At 39.4% G+C, this 12,684-nt stretch carries 15 protein-coding genes; 13 read left to right on the top strand and 2 right to left on the bottom strand.

Features of this window, described 5'->3' with window-relative positions; genetic code table 11:
* Nucleotides 1–164: 164 nt before the first annotated feature.
* The 5 genes from QY309_13100 to QY309_13120 all read left to right on the top strand — a co-directional run bounded on the left by QY309_13100 (nucleotide 165) and on the right by QY309_13120 (nucleotide 4,383).
* The gene (locus QY309_13100) at nucleotides 165–1,079 is read left to right on the top strand and encodes a hypothetical protein (GenBank protein WKZ58803.1); all 915 of its coding nucleotides are present in this window, start codon (nucleotides 165–167) and stop codon (nucleotides 1,077–1,079) included.
* Between the two features lie 532 nt (nucleotides 1,080–1,611).
* On the top strand, nucleotides 1,612–2,145 hold the full coding sequence (locus QY309_13105; protein ID WKZ58804.1) for a hypothetical protein: 534 nt from the start codon (nucleotides 1,612–1,614) through the stop codon (nucleotides 2,143–2,145).
* Between the two features lie 67 nt (nucleotides 2,146–2,212).
* On the top strand, nucleotides 2,213–2,746 hold the full coding sequence (locus QY309_13110; protein WKZ58805.1) for a hypothetical protein: 534 nt from the start codon (nucleotides 2,213–2,215) through the stop codon (nucleotides 2,744–2,746).
* Between the two features lie 26 nt (nucleotides 2,747–2,772).
* Nucleotides 2,773–3,288 carry a hypothetical protein gene (locus QY309_13115; protein ID WKZ58806.1) on the top strand — a complete coding sequence of 172 codons (516 nt, stop codon included), beginning with the start codon at nucleotides 2,773–2,775 and terminating at the stop codon, nucleotides 3,286–3,288.
* Nucleotides 3,289–3,633: 345 nt separating this feature from the next.
* Nucleotides 3,634–4,383: a hypothetical protein gene (locus QY309_13120; GenBank protein WKZ58807.1), complete on the top strand. Its 750-nt coding sequence runs from the start codon at nucleotides 3,634–3,636 to the stop codon at nucleotides 4,381–4,383.
* Between the two features lie 101 nt (nucleotides 4,384–4,484).
* Here the strand turns inward: QY309_13120 and QY309_13125 are convergent, their stop codons facing one another.
* On the bottom strand, nucleotides 4,485–4,835 hold the full coding sequence (locus QY309_13125) for a hypothetical protein (protein WKZ58808.1): 351 nt from the start codon (nucleotides 4,833–4,835) through the stop codon (nucleotides 4,485–4,487).
* A 43-nt stretch (nucleotides 4,836–4,878) separates the two neighbouring features.
* On the opposite strand from QY309_13125, the gene QY309_13130 reads away from it, so the two are divergent.
* Entirely contained in the window at nucleotides 4,879–5,010 is a 132-nt protein-coding gene (locus QY309_13130) for a hypothetical protein (protein WKZ58809.1), read from the top strand.
* A 635-nt stretch (nucleotides 5,011–5,645) separates the two neighbouring features.
* Here QY309_13130 and QY309_13135 read toward each other — a convergent pair.
* Nucleotides 5,646–6,035, bottom strand: a complete 390-nt coding sequence (locus tag QY309_13135) for a hypothetical protein (GenBank protein WKZ58810.1) — start codon at nucleotides 6,033–6,035, stop codon at nucleotides 5,646–5,648.
* Nucleotides 6,036–6,078: 43 nt separating this feature from the next.
* On the opposite strand from QY309_13135, the gene QY309_13140 reads away from it, so the two are divergent.
* The 7 genes from QY309_13140 (at nucleotide 6,079) to QY309_13170 (ending at nucleotide 12,253) form a co-directional block, all read left to right on the top strand.
* Nucleotides 6,079–6,210: a hypothetical protein gene (locus tag QY309_13140; protein ID WKZ58811.1), complete on the top strand. Its 132-nt coding sequence runs from the start codon at nucleotides 6,079–6,081 to the stop codon at nucleotides 6,208–6,210.
* Nucleotides 6,211–6,222: 12 nt separating this feature from the next.
* The gene (locus QY309_13145; GenBank protein ID WKZ58812.1) at nucleotides 6,223–7,413 is read left to right on the top strand and encodes a hypothetical protein; all 1,191 of its coding nucleotides are present in this window, start codon (nucleotides 6,223–6,225) and stop codon (nucleotides 7,411–7,413) included.
* A 199-nt stretch (nucleotides 7,414–7,612) separates the two neighbouring features.
* Nucleotides 7,613–7,972, top strand: coding sequence for a hypothetical protein (locus QY309_13150; GenBank protein WKZ58813.1), 360 nt, complete (start codon nucleotides 7,613–7,615; stop codon nucleotides 7,970–7,972).
* 236 nt (nucleotides 7,973–8,208) lie between these two features.
* The gene (locus QY309_13155) at nucleotides 8,209–8,715 is read left to right on the top strand and encodes a hypothetical protein (GenBank protein ID WKZ58814.1); all 507 of its coding nucleotides are present in this window, start codon (nucleotides 8,209–8,211) and stop codon (nucleotides 8,713–8,715) included.
* Nucleotides 8,716–8,921: 206 nt separating this feature from the next.
* Entirely contained in the window at nucleotides 8,922–9,455 is a 534-nt protein-coding gene (locus QY309_13160) for a hypothetical protein (GenBank protein ID WKZ58815.1), read from the top strand.
* Between the two features lie 1,445 nt (nucleotides 9,456–10,900).
* Nucleotides 10,901–11,608, top strand: coding sequence for an SIMPL domain-containing protein (locus QY309_13165; GenBank protein ID WKZ58816.1), 708 nt, complete (start codon nucleotides 10,901–10,903; stop codon nucleotides 11,606–11,608).
* Nucleotides 11,609–11,917: 309 nt separating this feature from the next.
* Nucleotides 11,918–12,253, top strand: a complete 336-nt coding sequence (locus QY309_13170; protein WKZ58817.1) for a hypothetical protein — start codon at nucleotides 11,918–11,920, stop codon at nucleotides 12,251–12,253.
* Nucleotides 12,254–12,684 lie beyond the last annotated feature (431 nt).

Genomic DNA, 12,684 nt, shown 5'->3' on the forward strand with positions numbered 1-12,684 from the left:
GGATAAAATGATTCAAGACCAACCCTCAAAATTCTGACTAGAAATGAATTGGCAAACTGCCGCCAACACCAGGTTTGTGGCAATGGCGCTGGATAAGGATAAAGTATTTTCTATTTTTGTCCAGCGCCACTGCACAAACCCAAACGTTGGGCACAATAGCATGAATGGAGTTAAAGTTACCATACGGACTAAGGGACAACGAACTTGTAACTATTGACGATGTAGACAGTGGACTGAAATGCAATTGTGTCTGCCCACACTGCAAACAAAGACTGATTGCAAGGAAAGGAGAAGTAAAAGAACACCATTTTGCACACTATAAAGTTTCGGACTGCGGTAAAGCCGTTGAGACTGTAACCCACAGACTTTCTAAGGACTTTATTAAAGAGGCTAAATTCTTTACGACACCTCCAATTTTTTTCCCTGGGACAAAAGTTCCAATAATTGAAGAGGCACAAGTCCCAATTGACGATGTTAAACTTGAATCACGACTTGGTTTTATAGTTCCCGACATAATTATAGACTCAGGGACAAAGAGTCTGATTGTTGAAATACGAGTAACACATGGAGTAGACGATGAAAAGACTTATAAAATAAGGAGACTTAATTTACCTGCAGTTGAAGTATTCGCAGGACAACTAATAAAAAGATTATATACAGAGAAGAAATATTTTCTCAATGACGCTGAATATAAAAGAATTCTGATTGAGGAATCAGCTTATAAAAGATGGATACACAACTCAAGGGCAGACGAAAAGATTAAACAAATAAAAAATGAATTAAAGAATTATTGCGAAGAAAAGGAGGTCAAGTATTTGAAGTTTAAGTTTAAAGACAACGACTTTGACTTCTATTTTGACACATCGACTAAGGAGATGTATTACGTGGACAATTGTCCGATTAACAAAAGAGTTTGGAGAGGGGGACGAAATAAAGGACTGACTTATGCAAACTACAATCAAGATTGTAGATATTGTAAATTCAATCCTGACGCAGGACACAGTACGCCCTTACCGACTAAAATGAACTGTGCGGGACATATTCTCGAATTTAGTCGACTCCTAAAAAGTTTACGGTGATGCTACTGTGCCCAACAAAATGCTTATGCAATGGCGGGGTTCGGTATAAATTTGTAGCTTTAGTTTTCAAATAACGTTTTGTCACGGTTGACAGTGACGTGTAGGTCGCGCTAAACATTCCGCTACGCTCCATTTTTTAGCGCTCCTATTCCCGCCACTGCATAAGCACAAACGTTGGCAGTAATAGGGCTCAAGACATTTTGGTCATTTAATGAGGGACACTCTACTAACTAAAATATTCCCTACTTGGACTAAAATGAAGTTCTAATGGCTGGAAATAAACCTCTATTTGCATCGTTTTATGGATGAAAGTCAATTCAGGCCAAAAATTTCAGATTTTTTTTGAAAAAACATAGGAGTTACTTCTATACAACCGCATTGCCTTGGGATTTCATTTACAATTTTTATGTAGAATCTCATTAGAATTGGTAGATAACTTTGCTACTTCAGCTGATATTAATTGATTATTCGCAAATTCTAATGTACTACTTAGACTTCTAACACAAGAACAGTTCACTTAAACCAAATAATTATGAAAACAAAAATTTCTAAATTTTCCATGTTTTTGGTCGTTACTCTCGGGATTATGCTGGGGTGTTCACGAGACAAGGAAGAATTTAATCCAAAACCCGAAAGGATTTTCTTTGAAAGTAGCTCTGAAAAGATTTTCAGTTTAAATAATCAGTCAGATTTAAATGAATTATCTAAAGTCCTTTCAAAGGAGACAAAGGCATTCAAACTATTGAAAAATGTATCATTGGTAACTCTCAAAGATAGCCAAGGAGAGTATGAAGCCATTTCAGTTCATTACCAAGTTGATGAATTTATAACTAAAATGATTGTGCCAATATCACAAGTTTCAGTGGACAATATTAAGTCAAAAAACATTGAACAGGCTAATGGACAAATTTACTATATGCAGTTAGTGGAGTCCTGCGAAATGAAATGCACTTCGGGACCAGGATGCGGAACTTGTACTCAGGAAGTAACAGAAAGATGTAAGAAGCAAACATGTAGTTGTTCAAGTACTGGTGAATGTACAGGGTCGATTATATTTAGCGATTAGTAATCATTCGATTTAATTTGTGTATTACAATTCTTAACAATCTATACTCCCACTTAAAAGCATAATTATGAAACAAAAACATCCAGCAGTAATATTCAGCATGTTTTTACTCATGCTTTCAGCAGTAATTCATAGTTGTACAAAAGAAGATACTTACGTAACAAAAAAGTTCATATTCTTAGACGCAAAGTCCAATCAAAGTTTTAATCTAGAAAATCAAACAGACTTGAATTCACTAGTTAAGATACTATCAAAGGAATCTGGTGAGGTTAAGATTTTGAAAGACGCACAAATTGCCGAATTATCTGACAGTAAAGGTGACTATGAAGCTCTCGTGGTTATGTATGAAGTTAATGGAATCAAGGTAAGTATGATTGTGCCCATTATCCAGATTTCAGCAGATAAGTTATCTGTTCATTCTGCTAGAGAATCCAAAAATGAGGTTTTCTATACAAGACAAGCAGAATCTTGTGAAATGAAGTGTACGGCTAGTAATTGTGATATACGCACACAGACCGTGATTGAGAGATGTAAGAGTCAAAGTTGCACATGTAGCGGTTTTAGTAGTGGTTGTGACGCATCAATAATTTTTAGCGATTGATAATTTCTGACGTTTAAAATAAAAATATGAGAAATAACAAAAAACTAATCGTATACCCAGTATTAATTGCTCTAACTATCTCTACTATAATTTTCAGTTGTGAGCCTGAAACACCCTTTACTGACAAGAAAGTTATTTATTATGACGCCTTGACAGACGAAAAATTTAACCTTAATGACCAACTTCAATCAAATGAGTTAGTTAGAATTCTGGCCAAGGAAGAACAAAAGATTTCTGTCGTTGACAAGCCGACTATTTTAACCCTAACAGATAATAAAGGTGACTTTAAGGCGATTTCAATGACTTATCAAATCGGTGAATTTATTACAAAACTTACGATACCGCTATCGGAAATAAATTCTAATGAATCAAAGGGAGCAACATATTACATGCGTATAGCTGAATCATGCGAAATGAAATGCACTACCTCCTGGCCATGCTCTTCTTGTACGCAAGAAATAATACAAAGATGTGTAAGCCAAACTTGTACATGTAATAACGGGAGCAGTGGTTGTAGTTCGTCAATTATCTTTAGTGATTAGTGATTCCTAAGAAAAAGTCAAGGTTAGGCCATTAATAAAGTTCCACCATTAGCCCTACTACTGCCAACAATATGTTTATGCAATGCGGGGGTTCTGTGTAGGTACTAAAAGTATTTTCTTAATTTAGTTCGGTGTCTGGGGACGGAGACGTGCAGGTCGGGCTAAACATTTCGCTGCGCTACATTTTTTAGCCCTCCTATTCCCCGCACTGCATAAACACAAAACGTTGTGGCGCATGTTATGAGACAACATAAAATGAATAGACTATTTATCTTACTAATTCTAACGACCAGAGTATGTTTTTCACAAACCATATTTCCATATAATTCATGTGACAACTTTCAATTGACTCAAATTGAAATTAAGACTTCTAGGACGGAAAGAGCAGAATTTATAAAATCAGTTTCGAAAGACACATTCTTTGAGACTTATACTCATGAAAAGGACAATTTTCCAGACTATGTACATGCCGTTGACTTTAATAATGACGGTAAACGTGACTTTATCTATAATGGGGTTTATCTAGCAGAAGGACTTCTAATTGAATTCTACATCAGCACCAATGAAGGACATAAAAGTATCTTTACCGCATCGGGACATTTTTGCAAGATTGACTATCAGGATAAAATAATTAGAAGACTTTACATTGCACAGCCTGGTTGTTGCGCAGACCCGACAACCATACTAAAAACTTATGACGTCAAGTATGAGAACGGAAAATTTGAATTTATAAAGACATTTCAGGCTACTATGCTAACTCATACAACCCTACCAGACAAGTTCTTTGACAGCCCAATAGCATTTGAGACACTAAATGAAAAATATTTTCTAAGAAGTGAACCAGAGATAAAGGACGAACCGTTTGACGAATTCCTAGAAAAGAATGGAAATCAAATAGGAGAACTAACTAAGGGGACAAAAGGATTGGCACTTGCTGAGAAAATCGACTCAACAGGACGAACATGGTGGTTCGTTGAAATCTTACCTGAATACAGAATTCAAAATAGTGTGTTTTATGGGGACAACTACTTTGACACAACTCAATACGGACGTGTAGTTGGGTGGATTAGTAGTAGATTTGTTAAGCGATTATAACACGCGCCACAACACCGGGTTTGTTTAATGGCGGGCGACACAGTCGCCCGTAGTGTCAACAAGTTTAGTTATATTCGTGTAGGCGGACAAATCCGTTGGATTTATCCCGCCACTAAACAAACCCCAAACGTTGGCGTCAATTTGCGATAAAAGATTAGTGAGCAAACAGACGCCAACATAGTGTATGTCCCATTAAAACCAGGACATACACGACCGATGAAAAAAAGAATGCAGGCCAACGCACGGAACACCAAACCACTTTCTGACAGCTCATCTCCGCTCCGACATTCAGCCGCAGTCCTTTCCGCAGATGTACCTGCCGTCCGCCCCATGGACAAAAGAAAGGACATTACTCCCAACGCACGGAACACCAAACCACTTCCTGACAGCTCATCTCCGCTCCGACATTCAGCCGCAGTCCCTTCCGCAGATGTACCTGCCGTCCGCCCCATGGATAAAATGATTCAAGACCAACCCTCAAAATTCTGACTAGAAATGAATTGGCAAACTGCCGCCAACACCAGGTTTGTGGCAATGGCGCTGGATAAGGATAAAGTATTTTCTATTTTTGTCCAGCGCCACTGCACAAACCCAAACGTTGCCGCCAATACGCTAAAAAAGAAATGACACGGTTGACAAAAGAGATAATATGGATTCTTGGGACAATATTTATTGCATTCATCATTGGACTTCTCTGCTTCGGTGACACATTATTTAATGGGAGACCACTAGACCTACAGATTCACGACACTTACTACATCTTTCCAAAGACATTTTACTTAATAATCATTTGGATTACAATTATTTTGGCCACTTACATCATTCGCGGACTGTATAGAAAATCGAATAGCAGACTTGTCAATATAATTATGACCGTAATTCTGACTTTGATATTATTCACCATCTTTCCGTATTACAATTGGGTGTATGAATACACGAAAGACTCTGGTTACTATTTCCATAATCAAGACGGGCAGACAGACAGAATTTCAGAATTTGTTATAACTCATTGGTATTTGACAGTGTTAATTGGACTTATAGGGCTGATAATTGCGACAGTAATTTATAAGACCTTCAGACCGGTAAGAACCAATTAAGTTAACAAGACAACGTTTTGGTAAAGCCGAGCCAAACGCGTCCACAAAATATTAACGGTTGACTTGAGACAAGTCAAAAAATTAAATTAACGGTGGACGCGTACTGGCGGCAACACCAGGTTTATGCCAGCTGCGGGTGACAGGTTGAAATGTAGTTTTGTTTTATTAATTTCGTTTTGCACACGTGGGACAAATACAGCTTCGAAAACCGCAGCCGTCATAAACCCAAAACGTTGGCGTCAATTTGCGATAAAAGATTAGTGAGCAAACAGACGCCAACATAGTGTATGTCCCATTAAAACCAGGACATACACGACCGATGAAAAAAAGAATGCAGGCCAACGCACGGAACACCAAACCACTTTCTGACAGCTCATCTCCGCTCCGACATTCAGCCGCAGTCCTTTCCGCAGATGTACCTGCCGTCCGCCCCATGGACAAAAGAAAGGACATTACTCCCAACGCACGGAACACCAAACCACTTCCTGACAGCTCATCTCCGCTCCGACATTCAGCCGCAGTCCCTTCCGCAGATGTACCTGCCGTCCGCCCCATGGATAAAATGATTCAAGACCAACCCTCAAAATTCTGACTAGAAATGAATTGGCAAACTGCCGCCAACACCAGGTTTGTGGCAATGGCGCTGGATAAGGATAAAGTATTTTCTATTTTTGTCCAGCGCCACTGCACAAACCCAAACGTTGTGGGGCATACTTTTAAGAAAGATTAGACCAACTAAACAATGCCAAAGTCAATTTCATTTCTGTTAGGTGCGGGATTCTCTGCTCCCATGGGATATCCAATTGGAAACAAACTCAATGACCTACTTTTAAAATCAACGGGTGACCAATTTGCTTTTCATTCAAGTGGAGTACTTGCAGTTAGGAAAGACGGAAAGAAGCCTGACTGGGGTTATCAAACCAGTTATGATATATCATTTGAGTTCTGTAAAGCACTGATTCAGTACTTCAATAAGAAGAATGGCCATTTTGACTATGAGGAATTCTACGACTTCTTAATGGATGACTCTCATAAAGACCCTGAGGTAAAAGAAATTGCTAAACCATATCTATCTCAGTTTGGCAATGTTGAGCAATTAATTTTCAGTCTAAAAAATATCTACAACCAACTCGTTTCATTTTATATAAACGACAAGGACGACAAAAAATGGTACGATGATGAAGCGTATTGTCTCAAACCGATTTTCCCAGGATACACTGGCTTTTTGAATACACTAAATTCTTTAAGCAAAGACACTGACTCCATCAATGTCCATACACTAAATCATGACTTGTTTTTTGAAAGATTGAATAACACCGAATGGTTAGAGGGAGAACTATGTGACGGATTTGAGGAATTGGGTTCTCCGTATTATGGACAACTGGACGTCAATGGAAGAACTTACAACTGCCGACTAGGGAGTTATACAGGAAAGTATAACAGCAAGTACAAGCTGTATAAACTTCACGGCAGTTTTGACTATGGAGTTTATTACAAGTCGAATGGAAGTTTAATGGTTCCGGAAACTTACATAAAGACTAGGTACGGAATTGGTTTTGGAGAATTTTATAAGGAGACTACTGACGCAAAGGGAATTTCAAGCTACGAAAGATGCTGGGTTAACTATCATGCAGACTTCTTGACTGGGACAACGTCAAAAATTGAAAGATATAAAGAGCCGTTATTATTTAAGCAATTGTTTCAGTTGTTCCGTGACAACTTGAAAGAAGCGGAGATATTGATAATCATAGGATACGGAAGTAAAGACTCAGAAGTCAATAAAATGATTTTGGAGAATTTTGATTATAAAAAGAAGAAATGTTTCATAGTTGACCCATTCCCGGGGGACAATGTGAAAAAATTGGCTGCCTCAATTGGTGCAAAAATAATTGACAAACATTTGAACGACCTTAACATAAAAGATTTTCAATAAAGTACGCCCCACAACAAAATGTTTATGCAATGCGGGGGTTTGGTGTTAAATTAAAGTTTATGTTTCACAATGTAGTTCGGTCACGGGGGACAGTTCGGAGCAGGTCGGGCTTAACATTCCGCTACGCTTCATTTTTAAGCCCTCCTGTTCCCCGCACTGCATAAACATAAACGTTACCGGCCATGCGCAAAGACGAAAAATGAATTTGAGACTACTGACAATTTTATTTATTGTAACTGAGACTGTTGCTCTGGGACAATCATCCGACACTATTAAAATTAAATTGGTCGCTGGACAAGAAATAATTCGGGGAGCTAATGTTGTTGTAAAAGACCATACACCAATCATAGGGACAGCAACTGACATGACCGGACTCGCAACTCTTATCATTCCAAACAATAAAGACTTGGTTGAAATTAGTTTTATTGGACCTTACGTTAGACTTAAAATTGAGCGCCCGACTGACAGCATTTATTTTGACTTAAACACCAAAAAAGCGACATTTTATAAGGACAATAAAAAAATAAAGACAAGAAAACAGATTGTAAGTGGTTACTGAGACAACGTTTTTTTATAATGGAGACCGTCCGCGTCAAAGAAAAATAACTGTAGACTTGAGATAAGTGCAAAATTAAGTGACGATTGACGCGCACGGCCGGTAACACAAGGTTTATGCCAGCTGCGGGTGATACACTAAAATATAGTTTTGTTTTATTAATTTCGCTTGCCCACGGGGGACAATGACGGCTTCGAAAACCGCAGCCGTCATAAACCCAAAACGTTACCGCCAATTGCATGACAAAAATTAAACAATCCAGACAGATATTACTTTTGTTGCTATTTGGGACAACATTGACATATGGACAACTTGAAACGATTGACAAATTAGAACTTAAAATATCTCAAAAAGGTCCTTATCCAGCGGGAAAACCAATTCTAGTTACTCTGACAATTCTCAATCCTACTGACTCTATTCAGACGATAGAATTTATTGAGACACATAAATATCATACAATCCTACCGTTTCCGACATGTATCACTGCCTCGTTAAAAGATGATAAAGGAAGAAGTCATTGTAAGTACAATACACAGTACTTCTTATGGTCGACATTGTTTACAAAAGAAGATTTACAGTATGTAGACATAAAACCAAAAGGCAAATTAACTAGGGACTTAAAAGTGAATGAGATTGTTTCCGGTTGTGACTGCTACGAAGGTCATGGACTAAAATCTGGGACATATTTCATTTCCTTAAGCGTACACGGACGACAAACTAATGAACTCAAGATTCAAGTTGAGTAATGCAACTGGCGCCAACACCAGGTTTGGTCAATGGCGGGGTGATTTGTATGTATAAAGTTTTATCTTCGCTACAACGTTTGCCCACGGGGGACTGTGACGACCTTGTCGGCCTTAGCATTCCGCGATGCTCCATTGCTAAGGCCTCCTAAGCCCGCCACTGCCCAAACCCAAACGTTGTGGGTAATGCCACCGGACAGTGACGACACATGAAGAAAGGATTAATTGGACTCGTTGGACTAATAATACTCCTCGGACTTTGGTATTGGACTGAGGAGAGTGACTATTTCAGAGCGGACTACAACGACTTAACTTTAGAAGAGACTTCAGTTTTTGAAGCAGAGCCAGACCCAACAATGATTTACCGTTCGCACATCGGTAACAAGAAATACGAGTTCCCACGACAAACCGTTGACAAGGTTAAAATATTTCAAAACACTCCGTTCATTAGCTCTCTGACATCAAAGACTTTAAAAGAGAAGTTCACTACTGACTTTGTTAACTTTTTTAACGACTCGACAAACTTTGACTGGGGTGAAACGACATGGAGTTACAGAGGGTCAGAGTATATCCTTAGATTTTACAGTAATGACAAGATTGTTGGAAAAATTTATTTGTGTCTTGACGGGTGTGGCATGACCGACAGCAGACCATTTACCCCCAACATGAAATTTGGAGGACTGACAAACGAAGGACAAGAGAAACTTGAGCTAATAATTAACGACAACCAAAAATGGGAGTAAGATGGCACTACCCACAACACCAGGTTTGGTCAATGGCGGGGTGATGTGTAAACATAAAGTGTTATCTTCGCTACAACGTTTACCCAATGCGGACAGTGACGACTTTGTCGGCCTTAGCATTCCGCGATGCTCCATTGCTAAGGCCTCCTAAGCCCGCCACTGCCCAAACCCAAACGTTGTGGGCAAGCCGCTGGACAAATTAACAACTAACGACAAATGAGAAGGATTTTAATTTTAATTGCAGTACTGACTTTAAACTCGTGCGAGGACAAAACAACAATGACTAAGGAGACCTCCGAGCCTGAGAAAATAGTCAACAAATTTTTCGACACCTATAAACAGGACGGACCGAGAAAAGCATTGAACAGACTCTTACCTACAAATAAGTACATATCGTCACTAGACGCGGACAGTGTCGCAATAAAACTTGAACGACTCGCAGTTGACCTAGGGGACTTCCAAGGACAGGAAAAAATAAAAGAGAGTACATACGGTAAGAGCATTACCCACTTGACTTACATTGTAAAATACTCCCGACAGCCTTTAAGGTTTAATTTTAAGTTTTATCAACCGGGTAACGGCTGGAGAATACAGAACTTTAGTTACGAAGTCGACTTCTTGGACGAGTTGGACGAAACGACAAGAGCTGTCCGACTCAAAGAAAATTATGAAGATTAGTATAAGCGGCCAGCCCACAACACCAGGTTTGGTCAATGGCGGGGTGATGTATTAGTTTAAAGTTTTATCTTCGCTACAACGTTTGCCCACGGTGGACTGTGACGACCTTGTCGGCCTTAGCATTCCGCGATGCTCCATTGCTAAGGCCTCCTAAGCCCGCCACTGCCCAAACCCAAACGTTAGCGCCAATACGCGGACAAAAAAATAAAGACATGTCCGCAGGCAACAACTGACTAGCGTTAACGACTCTTTCACGCAGACAAAAACGTAACTTCTGACGTAGACTTCCAATTAGTTTGGTGTACGCGGACACGCGGGAACGTTTTGGGCTTATAAATAATTAATAAAAGACTTATAAAATTCAGTGCCGCGCGCGACACGCGCGAAACCCGCCCCCCAACGTAGACAAGAGAATCGCGCGAAGCGCGAATTTTTTTTGGTTTGGCAAAGGATATTTAGAAAAATCTCCTTAAACATTTTTTTTAGACAATTCTGACCCAAATGACAACCCAACAGACAACGTTTGGTAAAGTAGGAGCCAGACGCGTCCATAAAAATCAGCGGTGGACTCTATCGAGTCCAAAACTAACGTACTGGTGGACGCGTACTGGCGCTAACACCAGGTTTATGCCAACTGCGGGTGACAGGTTGAAATGTAGCTCGGTTTTACTAACTTCGTTTCGCACACGTGGGACAAAGACGGCTTCGAAAGCCGCAGTCGTCATAAACCCAAACGTTAGCGCGCATTTACTGTTGACATTCAGACCATGAAACAACTATTGACGATAATTTTAGCAACAACAATTCACAGTCTGGTTTTCGGACAAGAAACAAAGACCCAAGAAATTGAAGTTTTAGGAGTGGGGAAACTGACGACTAAGGCAGACTATGCGAAAATGATTATCAGTCTGACCGCTGACAGTGACGACAGAAGTGAAGTTGTTAGAAAGTTAAATAGCGACTCAGAGACGATTAGAAAAGATTTATTGGCATATGGCTTTAAACAAGACCAAATTACCGTGACAGACTTTAATATTAATGACAATAACTCATACCGAAGGCCACCAAAAGGGAGAAAGAGGTTCGAGGGATACAGAGGAGTACTAGTAAAGTACAACTTTGACTATGAGTTCAACGCAAAAGTTACTGAGCACTTGGCGACTCATCCATTAAGACCATATTTCAAATTTGAATTCGAGTTATCGGAATCGAAAAAAGAAATAATAAGAAAAGAGTTAATGGAGAAAGCAATAATTGACGCCAAGACGAAAGCTGAGATAATTGCAAATTCATCAAATGTAAAATTGAAAAGGATAATAAAAATTAGATACGGTGAACAAAGCTTTACTCCAAATGTAGAAGTTAATACTGTGGACTTAGTGACATCAATGGTACGGCCGACATTAGCTCAAGTAATTGACTCACCATCTATTGACTATGGAGAGACAATAGTTGTAACATGGGAGTTTGAGTAAGTAAACGCGCGCTAACAAAATACATATGCCATGCAGGGGTTAAGTGTTGCCATTTACGTGTAATCAACTAATTTAGTGTATCCACATGGGACTGTGACGTGTTTCAAAAACCCTGCACGTCATATGTACCAACGTTGTGGGTAATTGCCAAAAACGGACGGACAACAGAAAATGAAATTAACAATTTTGACTTTCATCTTGGTAGTAACGTTGGACAGTTGTTCAAGTAATTACAACACGGACAAATTCAACAAAAATGTATGGCTATCAAATAATGACATGGCCGACAGATACAATCCGAGAGCCCAAATGACCAAGGACTTAATCGAGAATTATTTAAAACCTGGAATACACAGAGACTCAATAATAATTTTACTAGGCAGACCATATTTGGAGAAAATTGAAAATAGACTTCCAAAAGGACTTCAAGTTCCGGATTCACTATCCTTGGTCGACTCTGTAAATTTTAGAGTAGAAAATCGGGACAGAGCATTAAAAAACTTTAATGACTGGTATGCCGCACATGGACAACCGGACACTCTAATGTTTTATCCGGTTGGTTGGTCAACAATTGACCCAAACTTTTTGGTAATCAAATTTAGACCTGATAGTGTTGCCGATAAATTTTGGGTTGAACAACATTGACGGACAACGAATAGAGATTGTTGACGGCAACTACCCACAACACCAGGTTTGGTCAATGGCGGGGTGATGTATTAGTTTAAAGTTTTATCTTCGCTACAACGTTTGCCCACGGTGGACTGTGACGACCTTGTCGGCCTTAGCATTCCGCGATGCTCCATTGCTAAGGCCTCCTAAGCCCGCCACTGCCCAAACCCAAACGTTGTAGGCAAGGCGGTAACTTTCAAATGACGTTTTAGTAAACGTTTAAGTTCTGGCTCTGACGACTTCTAATGCAGAGTAAATCCAACCAATCAAATAAGGAATTAATCAAATAATGAATTATAAAATAATATGGTCGCGCGATGCGCGCTTTTTTTTATTAACGAACTGATGGGCCGCTACCGCTGACTTTTGGTTTAACTCTACGCTAAACGTTTTCGTGTAAACTATGA

The sequence above is a fragment of the Cyclobacteriaceae bacterium genome, from assembly GCA_030584025.1.
Taxonomy (GTDB): domain Bacteria; phylum Bacteroidota; class Bacteroidia; order Cytophagales; family Cyclobacteriaceae; genus UBA2336.